Raw genomic sequence first — 19,534 nt, 5'->3', positions numbered from 1 at the left:
GGAATCCCGCGGGGAGTCTCCTGCACGGCGTACGGCGTGAGGCGTGCCGCGTGTGGCGCGCGGCACGCCTGGTCGGCGAAGAGCGTGCCTAGACGTACCGCTCCAGGATCGAGCTCTCCGCGAGCCGCGACAGGCCCTCGCGGACGCTCCGCGCCCTGGCCTCGCCCACTCCGTCGACCGTCTGAAGGTCGTCCACGCTGGCCGCGAGGAGCTTCTGGAGGCCGCCGAAGTGCTCCACCAGGCGGTCGATGATCGCGCCGGGCAGGCGGGGGACCTTGGCCAGCAGACGGAAGCCGCGGGGGGAGACCGCCGAGTCCAGGGACTCGGGGGAGCCGGTGTAGCCGAGGGCGCGGGCCACGGTGGTGAGTTCGAGGAGCTCCGCGTGGGACAGCACGTTCAGTTCGTACAGGGCCTCGTCGACCGTGCGGGAGCGCTTCGCGGTGGGCTCGGGGACGTAGTCCCGCACGACCAGTTCGCGTTCCGGCTCCACGCCCGCGATCAGCTCGTCGAGCTGGAGGGCCAGGAGGCGGCCGTCGGTGCCGAGTTCGACGACGTACTCGGCGATCTCGGTGGCGATACGGCGGACCATCTCCAGGCGCTGGGCCACCGCCGAGACGTCCCGGACCGTCACCAGGTCCTCGATCTCCAGCGCGGAGAGGGTGCCGGCGACCTCGTCCAGGCGCAGCTTGTAGCGCTCCAGGGTCGCCAGCGCCTGGTTCGCGCGGGACAGGATCGCCGCCGAGTCCTCCAGGACCCGGCGCTGGCCGTCCACGTACAGGGCGATCAGGCGCATCGACTGGGAGACGGAGACCACCGGGAAGCCGACCTGCTTGCTCACCCGGTCCGCGGTGCGGTGCCGGGTGCCGGTCTCCTCCGTCGGGATCGTGGCGTCCGGCACGAACTGCACACCGGCCCGCAGGATCTTCGACAGGTCCGACGAGAGCACGATCCCGCCGTCCAGCTTGCACAGCTCACGCAGGCGCGTGGCGGCGAACTCGACGTCCAGGACGAAACCGCCCGTGCACATCGTCTCGACCGTCTTGTCGAAGCCGAGCACGATGAGGCCGCCGGTGTTGCCGCGCAGCACCCGCTCGAGGCCGTCGCGCAGGGCGGTGCCGGGGGCCACGGCGCTCAGGGAGGCGCGCATCAGGCCATCGGAACCGGCACTCCCACCGGACTTTCCGGGAGCTGCTGCCCGGTCGTTGGCTGCCACTGCTCTCCTCCGGTCGCGGGTCTGGGGCGCTCCCGTGTCGCACATTCGGTTCGTACGGACGGGCGAGACCAGGGCAAAGTCTACCGGCGGTCCTCCGCGTCCTGTGGGGCCTCTCGCCGACGCGAGCGCGGAAGGACCCTCAGGGCGTCCCCTATGTCCGCGACTTCCAGGACCTTCATGCCGGGCGGGACCTTGCCCGGATCGACCGGTACGAGTGCGTGCGTGAAGCCCAGACGGTGTGCCTCGGAGAGCCTGCGCTGGACGCCGGTGACCCGTCTGACCTCGCCCGCGAGGCCCACTTCGCCGATCGCGACGAGGTTCTTGGGCAGCGGGGTGTCGCTGGCCGCGGAGGCCAGGGCGAGAGCGACCGCCAGGTCGGCGGCGGGTTCCGAAAGCTTTACCCCGCCGACCGTGGCCGAGTAGATGTCCCGCTTGCCGAGCGCGCTGATCCGGCCGCGCTGCTCCAGGACGGCGAGCATCATCGAGACCCGGGAGGTCTCCAGCCCGGAGGTGGTGCGCCGGGGGGAGGGGATCTGCGAGTCGACGGTGAGCGCCTGCACTTCGGCCACCAGGGGGCGGCGGCCCTCCAGGGTGACGGTGAGACAGGTGCCGGGGACCGGTTCGTCACGACGTGTCAGGAAAAGTCCGCTTGGGTCGGTGAGGCCCGTGATGCCCTCGTCGTGCAGCTCGAAGCAGCCGACCTCGTCGGTGGCGCCGTAGCGGTTCTTGACGCCCCGTACGAGCCGGAGGCGCGCGTGCCGGTCGCCCTCGAAGCTCAGGACCACGTCCACGAGGTGTTCGAGGAGCCGCGGTCCGGCGATCGCGCCGTCCTTGGTGACATGGCCCACCAGGAGGGTGGACATCCCGCGCTCCTTGGAGGCCCGGATCAGCGCCCCGGCCACCTCACGCACCTGGGCCATGCCACCGGGGGCGCCGTCGATCTCCGGCGAGGCCACGGTCTGCACCGAGTCGAGGATCAGCAGCGACGGCTTCACCGCGTCCAGATGCCCGAGGACCGCGGACAGGTCGGTCTCGGCGGCGAGATACAGGTGGTCGTCGATCGCGCCGATGCGGTCGGCGCGCAGCCGGACCTGGCTCGCGGACTCCTCGCCGGTCACATAGAGCGTGCGGTGCTCGTCGCTCGCCGACTTGGCCGCCACGTCCAGCAGCAGCGTGGACTTGCCGACGCCGGGCTCGCCCGCGAGCAGCACCACGGCGCCGGGCACCAGGCCGCCGCCGAGCACCCGGTCCAGCTCGGGCACACCGGTGGAGCGGGCGGTGGCCTGACGGCCGTCCACCTGGCCGATGGGCACGGCGGAGGTGGTGACCCGGCCGGGTGTCGTCGTACGGACCGCGGGCGCGCCGTACTCCTCGATCGTGCCCCAGGCCTGGCACTCGGGGCAGCGGCCGAGCCATTTGGCCGTCTGCCAGCCGCACTCGGTGCAGCGATAGGACGGACGCTCCTTGGCGGACTTCGTACGGGTGGCCATGCACGAACCGTAACCGCCGCCACTGACAACGTGGTCCGCCGCCACTGACAACACGGTCCGCGCCACCGGCGGCACGAGCACTCCGCGCCGCCCGACCGGCCTCCCGGTACGGGAACCGGCCATGTCACGCCGGGAACGAGCCATGGAATCCGAGGTTCCTGTCCCCTATTGAGGGATCGTTTCACCCGTACGGAGTAAAACTCCTCAAGGTGCAGGAAGGGGCCATCTTTCGCGCCCTACGGTCCACGGATGATGAGCAGCACTCCGGAGACCTCGACCCGCACCACCGGCGCACACCGGGCGCAACGGGAGGAGCGCGACCGCGGTGCCGCGCGCACGCTGGCGCAGCGGCCGCCCGGGCGCTACGAGCCGTACCTGGACGGCCTGTTCACCTACTGCCTGTCGGTGCTGTGCGAACACGACGCGGCGACCGCCGCCCTCGGCGACGTCCTCGCGCTCGCCGAGAAGCGCGGCGGCCCCGACGCGGCCGGCGACCGCCGGGCCTGGCTGTACGCGCTGGCCCGCTGGGCCTGTCTGCGCAAGCTGGCCGAGGCCAAGCAGAAACGTCAGGCCACCCACGCGGCCGGGCGCCACGGAGCCTCCACGAAGGCCGCCGAAACCCCGGTCGCCGAGGACGTCCTGGCGGAGCGGCGCCGCGAACTCGCCCAGCTGGCCTGGCCGGAGGCGGCCGGCACCACCCCCGAGCAGCGCGAGGCGCTCGAACTCGCCGTGCGGCACCACCTCGCCGCCCACGAGGTCGCCGCCGTCCTCGGCATGGACCTTGCCGGCGCCCGCGAACTGCTGGCCTCCGCCGCCTGCGAGGTCGAGCGCACCCGCGCGGCCCTCGCCGTCGTCGAGACCGGCGACTGCCCGAGCGTGGCCCGGCTCACCGGCGACAACCAGTTCGTGCTCAGCTCCGCCCTGCGCCGTGAACTCGTCCGCCATGTCGACGACTGCCCACGCTGCCGCCGCAGCGCCGAACGCGCGATCCCCGGCCGCTGGCCCGGCGCCATGACCACGCCCGCCGAACTGCCCGTCCTCGAGGCCCCGCGCGCGGCCCTGCACATGGCGCTCGCGCACCCTGCACGCGCGCGTGGTGCCGGCGTGCCCCGTTTCGACCGGCGCGGCTTTCCGATGGACCCCAAGGACCGCGCCGCCCGCCGCGACCGCCTGCGCGCGCGTGCCGTCACCACGACCGTCGTCGCGACCGTGGTCGCCGCGCCCGTGCTCGCCCTGTGGGCCGCGTACCGGGGAGGCCCCGGCGAGGGCGCCGACGGTCACTCCGCCAGCGCCAGCGAGGCGCACGGCCCCGGCAGCCTGGACGGCGAGAGCGCGAGCGGCGGCTACCAGAACGCGGGCAACGCGTCCGTGAAACCCGGCCCCCGCTTCACCAAGGACGGCCGCCCCGACGTCTCCGTGGAGGTCGTGAGCGTCACCGGCGCCGGCAGGAAGGGCGCCGGACAGCTGGAGGTGGCCGCCGACAACGACGGCGACACCACCCTGGTCACCCTCACCGCGAACGGCGCCGCCCCGGTCCGCTGGTCGGCCACCACCGGCGCCTCCTGGCTCTACCTCAGCCACTCCTCGGGAACCCTGAAACCCGGCCAGTCGTTGACGATCAAGGTGCACGTCGACCATCTGCGCGAGCCGTCCGGCCCCTGGAGCGCGCGCGTGGCGATCTCACCGGCCGGCGCCGTCGTCACCATCCACGGCTACGGCACCGCGCCCACCCCGACCGGCCCCGGACCGCGCCCCACGCCGCCGAGCGATCCCCCGGGCTCGTCCGACCCGGACCCGAGCCCCACCGACCCCACGTCCCCGCCGACCGGCAGCGAGCCCCCGCCGTCACCGGACCCGACGCCCACCGCGTCCACCGACCCGTCCCAGCCGTCCCCGCCGGACTCGACCCCACCGCCCAGCGAGGACGGCGACCCGAGCCCTTCGACGTCGTAGGGCGGCGGGGTGGGCATATCGGCCGTCGTGCGGCGGCCGCATGGGGGCAGCGACGTGGGCATGTTCCTCGTCGTGCGGCGGCTGGGTGGGAACGGCGACGTGGGCACATCCGTCGTCACTGGGCGGCCGGGTGGGCATGTCCGGCGCGGAGCGGTCGCCGAGCCGCCCGCGGTGCCCGGCGCCGGACCGGCAGGCCCGGCCGGGCGGAGGCCGCCCCTCGGCCCGCCGGACCCGCGGGACTCACCGGCCCCCTGGTCCTTCAGACCGCCGGACCCGCGGGACTCACCGGCCCCCTGGCCCTTCAGACCGCCGGACCCGCGGGACTCACCGGCTCCCCGGCCCTTCAGACCGCCGGACTCGTCGGACCCGCGGGATCCGCCGGATGCGGTGCCAGCAGCGGCAGCTGCGACGCCAGGCGCTCCTCGCACAGCTCGACGAGACGGTCGTAGCCCGCCTTGCCCATCAGCTCGATCAGCTCGGGCCGGTAGGACACGTAGACCGGGTCGCCCGCGCCGTGGGCCGAGGTCGCCGAGGTGCACCACCAGTGCAGGTCATGGCCGCCCGGGCCCCAGCCGCGCCGGTCGTACTCGCCGATCGACACCTGGAGCACCCGGGTGTCGTCGGGCCGGTCGATCCAGTCGTACGTCCGCCGCACCGGCAGCTGCCAGCAGACGTCCGGCTTGGTCTCCAGCGGCTCCCGGCCCTCCCGCAGCGCCAGGATGTGCAGCGAGCAGCCCTGGCCGCCCGCGAAGCCCGGCCGGTTCTGGAAGATGCAGGAGCCCTGGAAGGGGCGGGTCTGGCGGTCGCCGTCCTCGTCCTCCGAGACCCAGCCGTTCGCCGTGCCCTCGTCGTGGTGCTGCCAGATGTCCGGAGTGAGTCGCGCCACATGCTCGGCGACCCGCTTCTCGTCGTCCTCGTCGGAGAAGTGGGCACCCAGCGTGCAGCACCCGTCGTCCGCGCGCCCCGCCTGGATGCCCTGGCAGCCGCTGCCGAAGATGCAGTTCCAACGAGAGGTCAGCCATGTCAGATCGCAGCGGAAGACCTGCTCGTCGTCCGCCGGATCCGGGAACTCCACCCACGCGCGCGCGAAGTCGAGTCCCTTCTCGTCGGCCGCCAGAGCCTGCCTGGCCTTCTTCGACAGCTTCGCCGGCTTCGACCGCCCCGCCGGCGCTACCGGCTTCACCGGCGAAGAACCGTCGGCAGTTGTGGCCGCTTTGTCGTCCTTCACCTTTTTCGTCTTTGGCACGCGTCCAGGGTAAGTCGCCGGAAGCCCCTCCGGAGACAGTCGAACGCCCAGCTGGCAGTAGCGTTCCCTACATGAGACTCGGTGTCCTCGACGTGGGATCGAACACGGTGCACCTGCTGGTGGTGGATGCACACCCCGGTGCGCGCCCCCTGCCCGCGCACTCGCACAAGGCGGAGCTGCGCCTTGCCCAACTCCTCGACGAGGCCGGTGCGATCGGCCCCGAGGGCGTCGAGAAACTCGTCTCGGTCGTGAAGGAGGCGCTCCAGGCCGCCGAGGACAAGGGCGTCGAGGACCTGCTCCCGTTCGCCACCTCCGCGGTCCGCGAGGCGAGCAACGCCGACGACGTCCTCGCGCGCGTGCGGGCCGAGACCGGCGTCGAACTCCAGGTGCTCTCCGGCGCCGAGGAGGCCCGCCTCACCTTCCTCGCCGCCCGCCGCTGGTTCGGCTGGTCGGCGGGCAAGCTCCTGGTCCTCGACATCGGCGGCGGCTCCCTGGAGATCGCCTACGGCATCGACGAGGAACCGGACGCCGCCGTCTCCCTGCCGCTCGGCGCTGGCCGCCTCACCGCGGGCTGGCTCCCCGGCGACCCCCCGGACCCGGACGCCATCCGGACCCTGCGACGGCACGTGCGCGCCCAGATCGCCCGTACGGTCGGCGAGTTCGCCCGCTTCGGCGCCCCCGACCACGTCGTCGCCACGTCCAAGACCTTCAAGCAGCTGGCCCGCCTGGCCGGCGCGGCCCGCTCGGCCGAGGGCCTCTACGTCCAGCGCGAGCTGAAGCGGGAGTCCCTGGAGGCCTGGGTCCCGAGGCTGGCCGGCATGACGACGGACCAGCGGGCGGAGCTGCCGGGCGTCTCGGAGGGCAGGGCGAACCAGCTCCTGGCGGGGGCGCTGGTGGCCGAGGGGGCGATGGACCTGTTCGGTGTGGAAACGGTGGACATATGCCCCTGGGCGCTCAGGGAAGGCGTCATTCTGCGCCGACTTGACCACATGGGGTCGGCCCAGGGCCTTTAGGGGGCGCGGGTCCGGCGCGAGCGACCACGAGGGCGCCGTGCACGCCTCCGTGGCAAACACCACAACGGCGAATAGGCGTCCCGTCCCACCCCGGCGGACGCCGTAGGCTGACCGACGTGGCAGAACCAGTCGTACGGATCCCGGATGCGAAGGTCGCCCTCTCGACGGCCTCCGTCTACCCGGAGTCGACGGCGACGGCCTTCGAGATCGCCGCACGCCTCGGCTACGACGGCGTAGAGGTCATGGTGTGGACCGACCCGGTCAGCCAGGACATCGAGGCCCTGCGCCGCCTTTCCGACTACCACGGCATACCGATCCTCGCCGTGCACGCGCCCTGTCTGCTCATCACGCAGCGGGTGTGGTCGACGGACCCCTGGGTCAAGCTCCAGCGCGCCCGGGCCGCCGCGGAGAAGCTCGGCGCGAGCACCGTCGTCGTGCATCCGCCGTTCCGTTGGCAGCGCCAGTACGCCCGGGACTTCGTCGACGGCATCTGGCGCATGGCGAACGAGACGGACGTACGGTTCGCCGTCGAGAACATGTACCCCTGGCGCTACCGCGACCGCGAGATGCTCGCCTACGCCCCCGACTGGGACGTCACCAAGGACGACTACCGGCACTTCACGATCGACCTCAGCCACGCGGCGACCTCCCGGACCGACGCGATGCAGATGGTCGACCGGATGGGGGACCGGCTCGGCCACGTCCACCTCGCCGACGGCAAGGGCTCCGCGAAGGACGAGCACCTGGTCCCGGGCCGCGGCAGCCAGCCCTGCGCCGAGCTGCTGGAACGCCTCGCGCTGAGCGGCTTCGACGGCCATGTCGTCATCGAGGTCAACACCCGCCGCGCGATGTCCGGCGCCGAACGTGAGGCCGACCTCGCCGAGGCCCTCGCCTTCACCCGCCTCCACCTCGCCTCGCCGGTGAAGGTGCCGCGGCGATGAGCGGCCCGGAGGGCGCCCCGGCCGTGAGCGACGGCACGGCCCGGAAGCGCGGCCGACCCCGTCGTACGGACTCGGACGCGGCCGGCACCCGCGACCGGATCCTGGCCGCGGCCCGCGAGGAGTTCTCCGAACGGGGCTACGAGAAGACCTCGGTGCGCGGGATCGCCAAGGCCGCCGGGGTCGACTCGGCGCTGGTCCACCACTACTTCGGTACCAAGGAGCAGGTGTTCGCGGCCTCGATCGAGGTCGCCTTCGCGCCCGCCCTCAACGCGTCGGACACGGTCGCGGAAGGGCCGCTGGACGATGTCGGCGAGCGGCTGACCCGCTTCATCTTCGGCGTCTGGGAGAACCCGACCACCCGCACCCCGCTGCTGGCGATCGTCCGCTCCGCCGTCAACAACGAGACCGCGGCCGCCGTCTTCCGCCGACTGGTCGCCTCCCAGCTGCTGCGCCGCATCGCGGCCCAGGTCGACGCGCCGGACGCGGAGCTCCGCGCCGAACTCGCCGCCGCGCAGCTCATCGGGACGGCGATGCTCCGGTACGTGATCAAGGTGGAGCCGCTGGCCTCGGCGGACCCGGAGCAGATCATCGCGCGGGTGGCGCCGGTGGTGCAGGGGCATCTGACGGGAGCGTGATTCCCGAGACTCCCGTCCCGCATTCCGGACACCCTGTCCCGACCCCTGGATGACCGGCGTACGCTCGGTAGCAGTCAGAAATCTCTTGAGACCGTCTCTGACGACTCTGACGAACGTCTCTGAAGGAGCGAGCGACGATGCCCGAGCTGAGGTCCCGCACAGTCACCCACGGCCGCAACATGGCGGGCGCCCGCGCCCTTATGCGCGCCTCCGGTGTACCCGGTGCGGACATCGGCCGCAAGCCGATCATCGCGGTCGCCAACTCCTTCACGGAGTTCGTGCCGGGCCACACCCACCTCCAGCCGGTCGGCCGGATCGTCTCCGAGGCGATCGTCGAGGCCGGCGGCATCCCGCGCGAGTTCAACACCATCGCGGTCGACGACGGCATCGCGATGGGCCACGGCGGCATGCTCTACAGCCTCCCCTCCCGCGACCTGATCGCGGACTCGGTGGAGTACATGGTCGAGGCCCACTGCGCCGATGCCCTGATCTGCATCTCCAACTGCGACAAGATCACCCCGGGCATGCTCAACGCGGCCCTGCGACTGAACATCCCCACCGTCTTCGTCTCCGGCGGCCCGATGGAGTCCGGCCGCGCGACCCTCGTCGACGGCACGGTCCGCACGCTCGACCTGGTCGACGCGATCTCCGACGCCGTCAACGACAAGATCTCCGACGAGGACATCCTCCGTATCGAGGAGAACGCCTGTCCGACCTGCGGCAGCTGTTCCGGCATGTTCACCGCCAACTCGATGAACTGCCTGACCGAGGCCATCGGCCTCTCCCTGCCCGGCAACGGCTCGGTCCTCGCCACGCACACGGCCCGCAAGCAGCTGTACGTCGACGCGGCCAACACCGTCATGGACATCACCCGGCGCTACTACGAGCAGGACGACGAGACGGTCCTGCCGCGCAACGTCGCCACCTTCGCGGCGTTCGAGAACGCCATGGCGCTCGACATCGCGATGGGCGGCTCCACCAACACGATCCTGCACCTGCTGGCCGCGGCCCAGGAGGCGGGAGTGCCCTTCGGCCTGGAGGAGATCAACGAGGTCTCGCGCCGGGTCCCCTGCCTCGCGAAGGTCGCCCCGAACGTGGCGAAGAACCGCACGTACTACATGGAGGACGTGCACCGCGCCGGCGGCATCCCGGCCCTCCTCGGCGAACTGCACCGCGCGGGCCTGCTCAACGAGGACGTGCACTCCGTCCACAGCCCCTCCCTCGCGGACTGGCTGAAGACCTGGGACGTCCGCGGCGGCTCCCCGTCCCCGAAGGCCGTCGAGCTGTGGCACGCGGCCCCGGGCTGTGTCCGTTCCGCGGAGGCCTTCTCGCAGTCCGAGCGCTGGGAGGCGCTGGACGAGGACGCGGCCGAGGGCTGCATCCGCTCGGCCGAGCACGCCTACTCCAAGGACGGCGGCCTCGCGGTCCTCAAGGGCAACCTCGCGGTCGACGGCTGTGTCGTGAAGACGGCCGGCGTGGACGAGTCGATCTGGCGCTTCGAGGGCCCCGCGGTCGTCTGCGAGTCGCAGGAGGAGGCCGTCCAGAAGATCCTGCTGAAGGAGATCAAGGAGGGCGACGTCGTCGTCATCCGCTACGAGGGCCCCAAGGGCGGCCCCGGCATGCAGGAGATGCTCTACCCGACCTCGTACCTGAAGGGCCGCGGCCTCGGCAAGGCCTGCGCCCTGGTCACCGACGGCCGCTTCTCCGGCGGCACGTCCGGCCTCTCCATCGGCCACGCCTCCCCGGAGGCCGCGGCCGGCGGCACCATCGCCCTCGTCGAGGACGGCGACCGCATCCGCATCGACATCCCGGCCCGCACGATCGAGCTCCTGGTCGACGACGAGGAGCTGGCCCGCCGCGACGCGGCTCTCGGCGGCGTCTACGCCCCGAAGAACCGCGAGCGCAAGGTCTCGGCGGCCCTGCGCGCCTACGCGGCGATGGCCACGAGCGCGGACAAGGGCGCGGTGCGGGACGTGTCGAAGCTGGGCTGACACGCTGTGTCGAAGCTCGGCTGACACCCTTCGCGCACAGGGTCGTCCCTCCGGGGGCGGCCCTTTCGCACGGCCTGGCGCGTCACCAGGCCGACGGGTCCCCAGCGTCCACGGCGAACACGGTGCCGTCGGGGGCGGTGGCGTAGAGGTGGTGGTCGGCGAGGACGGGGCGGGGGAGCGCGGCGGCCACCGTGCCGGAGTTGGAGCCGAGGCGCGCGGGGGTCTGGCCGACGAGCCGGCCGTTGTCGGTCTCGACGGCGAACAGCCGTCCGTCGGCCGTGGTGAAGTACACGTGGCGGCCGTCGGCAACCGGTACGGAACCGCGGCTCACGGAGGTCTCGAGGTTCCAGAGCCGCTTGCCGGTCTCCGTGTCGACGGCGTCCAGTGCGCCGCTCGTCGCCAGCACGTAGACCGTGTTCCCGTGCACGGTGGCCTGGGCGTCGGGCCGTGCCACCGGGAGCTTCACCCGGCGCGTGGACTTGGTCGCCGGGTTGTAGCGCACGACGGCGTCCGTGTCGCCGTACACCTCGTTCGTGGAGAGGAAGAAGACGGACCCGTCGTGCACGCCCACCGGTGTCACGTTTCCGCTGAGCCGCGCCTCCCAGCGCACGGCTCCTGTGGCCGGGTCCACCGCGGTGACCTGTGTGGTCGAGGCATCGGCTGACAGGTTCGTGGCGTACGCCAGCGGGTCCCCGGCGAACGAGGCGAAGGTCGGCATGGGCTGCTCCGGTACCCGCCGGCTCCACCTGGTGTCGCCCGTCGCGGCGTCCACACCGGTGACCGTGCCGTCGAGGAGCGTCAGCAGGAGCGTTCCTCCCGCGAGCTGCATGGCATGGTGCGCGGGCAGGGTGCGCCGCCAGCGGGCTTTGCCCGAGGCGGGGTCGAGCGCTTCGAGGCGCCGCCCCTCGTCGACCATGGGCTGCACCAGACCGCCTACGACGGCCGGCGGTTTGCCCGGCTTCGACTCGGCGACGGAGTGCCGCCACAGCAGGGCGCCATCGGCCGGATCCAGGGCGAAGACCACACCCTGCCGCGCACAGAGCACCTGCGTGGCACCGTACGAGCACTGCGCCGTACCCGCGGCCTTCGGTACCGGATTCCTCGCCCAGCCGGCGAACGTGGAGGCGGTGGCCGTGGGCTTGTCACCGCTCTTGGCCACGGCGCCGGCACTGTCGCCGAGCCACTTGACGGAGGCCGCGACACCCGCCAGGACGAGCACGACCGCGGTGGCGACAAGGGCCGCCTTTCCCGAAGGGCGGCGTTTCCTGGGCCGTACCGTCTGCTTGTTCGGACGGGGTTCGGACAACCCCTCCGCGCGCTGCGCCGGTATGAAGGCCTGCGTGTCGTACGAGGCCGCCACCGACCGCAGCTCCCGCATCAACTCGTCCGGAGTCGGCCGGTCCTCGGGCTCCTTGGCGAGACACCGCACGATGAGCGGCGCGAGATTCGCCGGTACGCCGGTCAGATCAGGCTCGTCGTGCACGACCTGGTAGGCGACGACGTACGGACTGTCGGAGTCGAACGGCCCCCGCCCGGTCGCCGCGTGCACCATGACCGAACCCAGCGCGAAGATGTCCGCGGCGGGCCCGACCTCCCTCGGCCGCCGGAACTGCTCGGGCGCCATGAACGGCGGGGTCCCGATCAACTTGCCCGTCTCGGTCCGCAGTTCGCTGTCCTTTGGCCGGGAAATGCCGAAGTCGATGACCTTCGGCCCGTCCTCGGCGAGCAGCACGTTGCTGGGCTTGAGATCCCGGTGGACCACTCCGACCCGGTGGATGTCCCGCAGCGCCTCGGCCAGCCCCGCCATCAGCCGCCGCAACTGGGCGGGCTCCATGGGGCCGTTCCGCTTCACCTCGTCGGAGAGCGTCGGACCGGGGATGAACAGGGTGGCCATCCAGGGCCGTTCGGCATCGGGGTCGGCGTCGACGACGGACGCGGTGAACGCCCCGCTCACCTTCCGGGCCGCGGCCACCTCCTGCCGGAAGCGCCCCCTGAACTCGTCGTCCTTGGCGAACTCGGCATGGACGATCTTCACCGCGAGCTTCATTCCCGAGGTGCTCTGCGCGACATGCACGACACCCATCCCGCCGGACCCGAGGCGTGACTCCAGCCGGTAGTGACCGGCGTACTCGGGAAGTTCCGCTTCCGCGCCCGCTCCGGTGCTGCCCTGTGGCGCCATGGAACCACCCCCGTGCTGATCGTCCGCGCGCGCGACGCACGGAGCCTAGTCGATGTCTCGTACGGGACAGAGGCGGCTTGCTAGTGTCCGCGTGCGAGTTGCGCACATGTGTTTCATGGCGCGATTCAGGGGAATCAACGGGACCCCATGGCAGTCATGGGGACCAACGGGGGAGGAATCGCATGTCTGTTGAGCACGTCGAAGAGGCCGGTGGAGTGGAGACGGCCGAGGCCCGGACGGCGACGGCGGCCGTTCGCTACTACTCGGTCGCACCCGGAGTCCGGCTCAACGTCCGCAGCGGTCCCGGCACGGGCTACAGCGTCGTGCGGGTGCTGCCCGAAGGCTCCAAGGTGCCGATCTACTGCCAGACCCCGGGCACCTCGGTGACGGGCCCCTACGGCACGAGCAACATCTGGGACAACGTCAGCAACGGCCAGTACGTCTCCGACGCCTACGTACTCACCGGCAGCGACGGCTACGTAGCCGACCGCTGCTCCTGAGCCTCACCGGGGGAATGCCCATGACATCCCTGAAACGCAGATCCGTCGCGCTGGCGGGCCCAGTACGGCATCGTCCAGGTGCTTCCGAGGGCGCGAAGGTGGCGATCTGCTGCCAGACCCCGGGCGAGACGGTGACCGGCTACTACGGCACGTCGAACATCTGGGACAACATCGCCAACGGCGAGTTCGTCTCCGGCACTAACGTCAACACCGGCAGCGACGGCTACATCGCCTCCCGCTGCGGCTGACCCCGAAGGGAGCCCGCCCCCGTCCCGGACACCGCCCGGAGCCATAATCGTCCCGTGAGCGACGAATCCGGCACCCAGGACATCCCCGCGGGCTCCCCCGAGGGCGGCCCCCGCCCCGAGCCGATCCGTTTCTTCGGCACGACCTGGGTGGATCACGACAACGGCTACGCCCTCCGCCGCGCCGGCGTGGCCGCGGGTTCGCTCGCCGCCGCCGTCGCCTCCTGCCTGATCCTCCGCTTCGCCTACGAGGGCCTCCAGATCGCGGACACCGGCAGCTTCGTGACCGTCCTCGTCATCGCGATGTTCGCCATTTGCAGCGCGCTCGCCTTCCGCAACACCTGGGACGGCTTCGGCCGCCGCCCCGACCCCGACCGCCAGGCCTCCCTCCGCGGGCTCCTCGCCATCGGGTTCGTGGGATCCCTCCTGGCCTACTTCCTCCGCTCCCTCACCGAGGCGCCGGGCGAGAAACTGCACCGCCAGGAGTACGAGTCGGCCCGCCGCCAACACGAGAAGCGCAGCACCCGCCGCACCGGAAACCCCTCAAAGAAGAAGCGCCCCCGCTGACCCGCTGAGCAGACAGCGACTGAGCTGTACTGGCGTTGGGGCCTTTGAGCTTGTCCGCCGGGGGAGTCGCAACAGCGTGGGGGTCCTTGAGCTTGTCCGCCGGGGGAGTCGCAACGCCGTGCGGGTCCTTGAGCTTGCCGTCCGGGGGAGTCGTACCGGCGTCCCAACTCCCGCCCCGCCCCGCCGCGCAGGGAGCCGTACCGTCCTCGGAAACCCCGGCGCCGCGGGCGAGCTCCACCCAGCCGCCCTCGCCCTCCCATGTCTCACCGAAAACTCACCCTCTCCCGACCCGCACCCCGGTCACCATGGCCTCATGACCGCCTCCTCCCACACCAGCCGGGCCCACTCCTTCAACGCCGCCGCGGCCCAGTACGCCGCCCACCGCCCCTCCTACCCGCCCGCCCTCTTCGACGCGATCGAGGAGCTCTCCGGCCGGACCCTCGCCGGGGCCCGGGTTGCGGATGTCGGTGCCGGCACCGGCATAGCGACCGCGCTGCTCCACGACCGCGGCGCCGAGGTCCTCGCGGTCGAACCCGGGGACGGCATGGCCGAGCAGTTCCGCCGCGTCCACCCCGACCTGCCGATCGTCCGGGGCGACGGCAACGACCTCCCCCTCCTCACGGACTCCGTCGACTTCCTGACCTACGCCCAGTCCTGGCACTGGACCGACACCGCCCGCGCGGTGCCGGAAGCCCTGCGGGTGCTGCGCCCCGGCGGGTCCCTGGTGCTGTGGTGGAACACCCACGCCCTCGACATCCCGTGGATCGCCGGCCAGGCCGACCGGATCACCGAGCACTTCAAGGACCACGGCGCCAAGCCGGCCGCAGAGATGAAGGACACCCGACCCCGCTCCCTCCTGGCCGACCCCACCGGCCGACTCGACTTCGCCCACCGCGTGGTCCGCTGGAGCCGCCGCCTGCCCCTGGACGCCCACCTCGCCAACATCGCCAGCCACTCGATCTTCCTGGTGGCCGGTGAGCAACACACCGGCGTCTTCCTCACCGAGGAGCGGCGGATCCTCCAGGAGGTCTTCCCGGACGGCACCGTGGAGGAGACCTACGACGTCGAACTGCTGGTCGCCACAGCCGCCTGACTCTGCGCGGCGGCTCCCCCTCCAGAGCCGCCGCGCACACGTGGTCCACAGGCCGGAGCGCACCCAGCTCCAACAGCACCTCCGGGTCCCGCGGCAACACCTCCGGCGCGTCCCGCAGCTTCGGCAACCACAGGAACGTGGCCTGCCCCGGCACCCGTACGACGATTCCCCCTCCCCTCGGTCCTCGGTCTCCACATGCGCATGGCGATGTCCCACGCGGCCTTTGCAGTGGCCCGCGCCTGCGCCGCCCCACGCACGCCGCTTGACGGGCCCGAGTCCGCGAGAGCATTATTCATCGTATGATGAATAAAGCGTCCGGTCCTTCCGCCGGTCACCTGGACCACCCGGACCACCCACCGCAGACACCCGCCGTCCACGCCGACGGCCTCACCGTCGTCCGAGGACCCCGAACCGTCCTGAACGACCTCGCCTTCGATGTCCCCCGCGGCCAGATCACCGGCCTTCTCGGCCCCTCCGGCTGCGGCAAATCCACCCTGATGCGCTCCATCGTCGGCACCCAGGCCAAGGTCAGCGGCACCCTCGACGTTCTAGGCAGGCCCGCGGGCCACCCCACCCTCCGCACCCGCATCGGCTACGTCACCCAAGCCCCCTCCGTCTACGACGACCTCACCGTCCGCCAGAACCTCGACTACTTCGCCGCGATCCTCGCCCCCGGCCGCGCCGCCGCCGACCGCCGACACTCCGACGTCACCCAGGCCATCACCGACGTCGACCTCACCACCCACGCCGACTCCCTCGCCGGCAACCTCTCCGGCGGCCAGCGCAGCCGCGTCTCCCTGGCCGTCGCCCTCCTCGGCACCCCCGAACTCCTCGTCCTCGACGAACCCACCGTCGGCCTCGACCCCGTCCTGCGCCGCGACCTCTGGGAGCTCTTCCACGACATCACCGCCCGCCGCGGCACCACCCTCCTCATCTCCTCCCACGTCATGGACGAGGCCGAGCGCTGCCACCGCCTCCTCCTCATGCGCCAGGGCGAGATCCTCGCCGACGACACCCCCGAGGCACTGCGCACCCGAACGAACTCCGACACCGTCGAGGCCGCCTTCCTCCACCTGGTCGACCAGGCCGTCGAGGCAAGCCGCACCAAGGAGCACACGCGATGACCACGACCACCACACCCAGGGCCGACCTCGCGCCCGCACCCACCAGCGCCCTCAGCCTCCCCCGCACCGCCGCCACCGCCGCCCGGGTCCTGCGCCAACTCCGCCACGACCCACGCACCATCGCGATGCTGATCCTGATCCCCTGCGTGATGCTGCTCCTGCTGCGCTACGTCTTCGACGGCAGCCCCCGCACCTTCGACAGCATCGGCGCCTCCCTCCTCGGGATCTTCCCGCTGATCACGATGTTCCTGGTCACCTCCATCGCCACCCTGCGTGAACGCACCTCCGGCACCCTCGAACGCCTCCTCGCCATGCCCCTGGGCAAAGGCGACCTCATCGCCGGCTACGCGCTCGCCTTCGGCGCCCTCGCGATCATCCAGTCCGCCCTCGCCACCGGCCTCGCCCTCTGGTTCCTCGGCCTCGACGTCATCGGCAGCCCCTGGCTCCTGCTGCTCGTCGCGCTCCTCGACGCCCTGCTCGGCACCGCCCTCGGCCTGTTCGTCTCGGCCTTCGCGGCCTCCGAGTTCCAGGCCGTCCAGTTCATGCCGGCCGTGATCTTCCCCCAGCTCCTCCTCTGCGGCCTCTTCACTCCCCGTGACGCCATGCACCCCGTCCTGGAGGCCATCTCCGACGTCCTGCCGATGTCCTACGCCGTCGACGGCATGAACGAGGTCCTCAGGCACACCGACATGACGGCGACCTTCGTACGAGACGCGCTGATCGTGACCGGCTGCGCCCTCCTGGTCCTGTGCCTGGGAGCGGCGACCCTCAGGCGCAGGACCGCCTAGCGCCGACCGGAGTGGCACCCGCCTGTCCACAACCTGCCCGCCACGTCCCGCCCACCGGACAGCCGGCCCTGTCCCCCTCGACCCGGTGCCAGACTGAACCGCATGAGCCAGAAAGTCGCAGTCCTCGGCACCGGCAAGATCGGCGAAGCCCTGCTCAGCGGAATGATCCGCGCCGGCTGGGCCCCGGCCGACCTCCTGGTCACCGCCCGCCGCCAGGAGCGGGCCGAAGAACTCCACGCGCGCTACGGAGTCACCCCGGTCACCAACCCGGAAGCCGCCAAGACCGCCGACACCCTGATCCTCACGGTCAAACCGCAGGACATGGGCACCCTCCTCGACGAACTCGCCCCGCATGTCCCCGCCGACCGCCTGATCATCAGCGGCGCCGCCGGTATCCCCACCTCCTTCTTCGAGGAGCGCCTCGCCACCGGCACCCCGGTCGTCCGCGTCATGACCAACACGCCCGCCCTGGTCGACGAGGCCATGTCCGTCATCTCCGCCGGCACCCACGCCACCGCCGACCACCTCGCCCACACCGAGGAGATCTTCGGCGCCGTCGGCAAGACGCTCCGCGTCCCCGAGTCCCAGCAGGACGCCTGCACCGCCCTCTCCGGCTCCGGCCCGGCCTACTTCTTCTACCTGGTCGAAGCCATGACGGACGCCGGCATCCTGCTCGGCCTGCCCCGCGACAAGGCCCACGACCTGATCGTCCAGTCCGCCATCGGCGCCGCGACGATGCTCCGCGACAGCGGCGAGCACCCGGTGAAGCTCCGCGAGAACGTCACCTCCCCCGCGGGCACCACCATCAACGCCATCCGCGAACTCGAGAACCACGGCGTACGAGCCGCCCTCATCGCCGCCCTCGAAGCCGCCCGCGACCGCAGCCGCCAGCTGGCCTCCGGCAACAACAGCTGACCGACCGCCTCACCGCCGCCCCCTCACGGCCGCCCCCTCACACGCGGGGGCGGCACACAGGCACCGCCGACCGCACGGCTACCCGGCCGCCGCACTCACCGCGATATCACTCGCCGCCGGCAGCAGCCCGATCGCGCGATAAGCGGCATCCACGGTCGGCCGCGCCATCGCCCGAGCCCTCTCCGCGCCATCCCGCAGCACCCCCTCCACATAGCCAGGATCCGCGCACAACTCCTTGTGCCTCTCCTGTACGGGCCTCAAGACCTCCACCACGGCCTCGGCGGTGTCCTTCTTCAAGGCGCCGTACGACTCATATACACCGCTCAGCTCGGATGGGTTCCCACCCGTGCAGGACGCCAGGATCTCCAGCAGATTCGCCAGACCCGGCCGGGCCTCCCGGTCGTACACGACGTCCCGCCCACTGTCGGTCACGGCCCGCATGACCTTCTTCCGCACGACCTCCGGCTCGTCGAGCAGATAGACGATCCCCGGCCCCGAGTCGTCGGACTTCCCCATCTTCGACGTCGGCTCCTGAAGGTTCATGACCCGCGCACCCACCTTCGGCGAGGTCGCCCGAGGCACCACGAACGTGTAGCCGTAACGCTGGTTGAACCGCACCGCCAGATCCCGCGTCAGCTCCACATGCTGAGCCTGGTCGTCCCCGACCGGCACCTCGTCGGCCCCGTACGCCAGGATGTCCGCCGCCATCAGCACGGGATACGTCAGCAGCGACAGCCGCACACTCCCACCCCGCGCCCGCTCCCGGGCGGCCTTCTCCTTGTACTGGATCATCCGCCGCATCTCGCCGTCCGTGGCGACGCACTCCAGCACGTACGACAACCGCGCGTGCTCGTCCACATGACTCTGTACGAACACGGTGCACAGCTCGGGATCCAGCCCCGCCGCGAGCAACAACGTCGCCGCCTGTCGACTCAGCCGACGCACTCGCGCCGGATCATGGTCGACGGTGAGCGCGTGCAGGTCGACGATGCAGAACAGCGACTCCGCCTGGTGCTGATCGACCGTGGCCCACTGCCGCATCGCTCCCAGGTAGTTCCCCAGCGTCAGATGCCCCGTCGGCTTGACCCCGCTGAAGACCCGCGTCATCTCTCCACCTCCTGGTCGAGACCGCCGTCCCCGGCCGGCCGACCCTCAGGAGCCCTGGAGGGAGATACGCGAACGGCCGCCGAGGAGGCGGCCGTTGAGTGCATACGTGCTTACGGCCGCCGTCAGGCGGCCCACCACTGCTGGGTGCACGTACGCGTTGTCATGTCTGCCAGCGTACGCCTGCGAGCCCGGCTCCGTACCTGAGTTGACACTGCCCAGCCCCGTACGTAGTGTTCTCCGAGTTGTCCGACGTGAGCGCCGACCCCGGTCGGTCCCCGGACAGCCATTCCGCAAGTACCAGCCAACATAACGACGACAGTCGCTCTGTCTGCCGTCGCCGTATTGGCGTGCGTATTCGCGAAATGAGGAATCCGCGTTCGAAAGGGCGCTGGCCCCCGATTAGCTCGGGAGCCGGGAATCCGCTAAAGTCTCACTCGTCGGAACGGCCCAACAGCCGGGAAGACAAGCCCCGCTGACCGGGGATCAGGCCCGAAAGGATCTGATAGAGTCGGAACCGCCGGAAAGGGAAACGCG

17 protein-coding genes are annotated in these 19,534 nt (G+C 71.5%); 12 read left to right on the top strand and 5 right to left on the bottom strand.

Annotation, left to right across the window (positions count from 1 at the left end):
* Positions 1–88: 88 nt before the first annotated feature.
* Both disA and radA read right to left on the bottom strand, forming a co-directional pair.
* Entirely contained in the window at positions 89–1,213 is a 1,125-nt protein-coding gene (gene disA, locus IF54_RS0128645; protein ID WP_028810200.1) for a DNA integrity scanning diadenylate cyclase DisA, read from the bottom strand.
* Positions 1,214–1,293: 80 nt separating this feature from the next.
* The gene (gene radA, locus IF54_RS0128640; protein ID WP_030323825.1) at positions 1,294–2,703 is read right to left on the bottom strand and encodes a DNA repair protein RadA; all 1,410 of its coding nucleotides are present in this window, start codon (positions 2,701–2,703) and stop codon (positions 1,294–1,296) included.
* Between the two features lie 249 nt (positions 2,704–2,952).
* Here radA and IF54_RS0128635 point away from each other — a divergent pair, with 249 nt between their 5' ends.
* Positions 2,953–4,656 carry a BACON domain-containing protein gene (locus tag IF54_RS0128635; RefSeq protein ID WP_030323822.1) on the top strand — a complete coding sequence of 568 codons (1,704 nt, stop codon included), beginning with the start codon at positions 2,953–2,955 and terminating at the stop codon, positions 4,654–4,656.
* 343 nt (positions 4,657–4,999) lie between these two features.
* On the opposite strand, the gene IF54_RS0128630 is transcribed toward IF54_RS0128635, so the two are convergent.
* Entirely contained in the window at positions 5,000–5,902 is a 903-nt protein-coding gene (locus IF54_RS0128630) for a hypothetical protein (protein WP_420790641.1), read from the bottom strand.
* A gap of 71 nt (positions 5,903–5,973) precedes the next feature.
* Between IF54_RS0128630 and IF54_RS0128625 the strand changes: the two genes are divergently transcribed.
* From IF54_RS0128625 to ilvD, 4 genes are all read left to right on the top strand, one after another.
* Positions 5,974–6,915: a Ppx/GppA phosphatase family protein gene (locus IF54_RS0128625; protein ID WP_030323818.1), complete on the top strand. Its 942-nt coding sequence runs from the start codon at positions 5,974–5,976 to the stop codon at positions 6,913–6,915.
* 116 nt (positions 6,916–7,031) lie between these two features.
* Complete coding sequence (locus IF54_RS0128620; RefSeq protein ID WP_030323816.1) at positions 7,032–7,856, top strand: sugar phosphate isomerase/epimerase family protein; 825 nt, start codon at positions 7,032–7,034, stop codon at positions 7,854–7,856.
* Positions 7,853–8,491 carry a TetR/AcrR family transcriptional regulator gene (locus tag IF54_RS0128615; protein WP_051735570.1) on the top strand — a complete coding sequence of 213 codons (639 nt, stop codon included), beginning with the start codon at positions 7,853–7,855 and terminating at the stop codon, positions 8,489–8,491. Before IF54_RS0128620 ends, IF54_RS0128615 begins: the two co-directional genes overlap by 4 nt.
* A gap of 137 nt (positions 8,492–8,628) precedes the next feature.
* Positions 8,629–10,482 carry a dihydroxy-acid dehydratase gene (gene ilvD / locus IF54_RS0128610; protein WP_030323812.1) on the top strand — a complete coding sequence of 618 codons (1,854 nt, stop codon included), beginning with the start codon at positions 8,629–8,631 and terminating at the stop codon, positions 10,480–10,482.
* Between the two features lie 82 nt (positions 10,483–10,564).
* Here ilvD and IF54_RS0128605 read toward each other — a convergent pair whose 3' ends face one another.
* Positions 10,565–12,661: a serine/threonine-protein kinase gene (locus tag IF54_RS0128605; protein WP_030323810.1), complete on the bottom strand. Its 2,097-nt coding sequence runs from the start codon at positions 12,659–12,661 to the stop codon at positions 10,565–10,567.
* Positions 12,662–12,843: 182 nt separating this feature from the next.
* Here IF54_RS0128605 and IF54_RS0128600 point away from each other — a divergent pair, with 182 nt between their 5' ends.
* The 7 genes from IF54_RS0128600 (at position 12,844) to proC (ending at position 17,893) form a co-directional block, all read left to right on the top strand.
* On the top strand, positions 12,844–13,161 hold the full coding sequence (locus IF54_RS0128600) for an SH3 domain-containing protein (protein WP_030323808.1): 318 nt from the start codon (positions 12,844–12,846) through the stop codon (positions 13,159–13,161).
* Positions 13,162–13,181: 20 nt separating this feature from the next.
* Positions 13,182–13,409 carry a hypothetical protein gene (locus tag IF54_RS39835; protein WP_078852134.1) on the top strand — a complete coding sequence of 76 codons (228 nt, stop codon included), beginning with the start codon at positions 13,182–13,184 and terminating at the stop codon, positions 13,407–13,409.
* Positions 13,410–13,463: 54 nt separating this feature from the next.
* The gene (locus IF54_RS0128590; protein ID WP_030323804.1) at positions 13,464–13,973 is read left to right on the top strand and encodes a membrane protein; all 510 of its coding nucleotides are present in this window, start codon (positions 13,464–13,466) and stop codon (positions 13,971–13,973) included.
* 313 nt (positions 13,974–14,286) lie between these two features.
* Positions 14,287–15,066 (top strand): class I SAM-dependent methyltransferase, encoded by a 780-nt coding sequence (locus IF54_RS0128585; protein WP_030323801.1) that lies wholly within the window; start codon positions 14,287–14,289, stop codon positions 15,064–15,066.
* A gap of 299 nt (positions 15,067–15,365) precedes the next feature.
* Positions 15,366–16,190 (top strand): ABC transporter ATP-binding protein, encoded by an 825-nt coding sequence (locus IF54_RS0128580; protein WP_030323799.1) that lies wholly within the window; start codon positions 15,366–15,368, stop codon positions 16,188–16,190.
* Positions 16,187–16,978 carry an ABC transporter permease gene (locus IF54_RS0128575; protein WP_030323798.1) on the top strand — a complete coding sequence of 264 codons (792 nt, stop codon included), beginning with the start codon at positions 16,187–16,189 and terminating at the stop codon, positions 16,976–16,978. Before IF54_RS0128580 ends, IF54_RS0128575 begins: the two co-directional genes overlap by 4 nt.
* A gap of 102 nt (positions 16,979–17,080) precedes the next feature.
* Positions 17,081–17,893 (top strand): pyrroline-5-carboxylate reductase, encoded by an 813-nt coding sequence (gene proC, locus IF54_RS0128570; RefSeq protein WP_020141111.1) that lies wholly within the window; start codon positions 17,081–17,083, stop codon positions 17,891–17,893.
* A gap of 78 nt (positions 17,894–17,971) precedes the next feature.
* On the opposite strand, the gene trpS is transcribed toward proC, so the two are convergent.
* Positions 17,972–19,000 (bottom strand): tryptophan--tRNA ligase, encoded by a 1,029-nt coding sequence (gene trpS / locus IF54_RS0128565; RefSeq protein ID WP_030323797.1) that lies wholly within the window; start codon positions 18,998–19,000, stop codon positions 17,972–17,974.
* Between the last annotated feature and the right edge of the window lie 534 nt (positions 19,001–19,534).

Origin of the sequence: Streptomyces sp. NRRL B-3229 (genome assembly GCF_000719505.1) — a bacterium.
GTDB classification, from domain to species: domain Bacteria; phylum Actinomycetota; class Actinomycetes; order Streptomycetales; family Streptomycetaceae; genus Streptomyces; species Streptomyces griseorubiginosus.
This window is presented reverse-complemented; position numbering and strand designations above follow the sequence as displayed.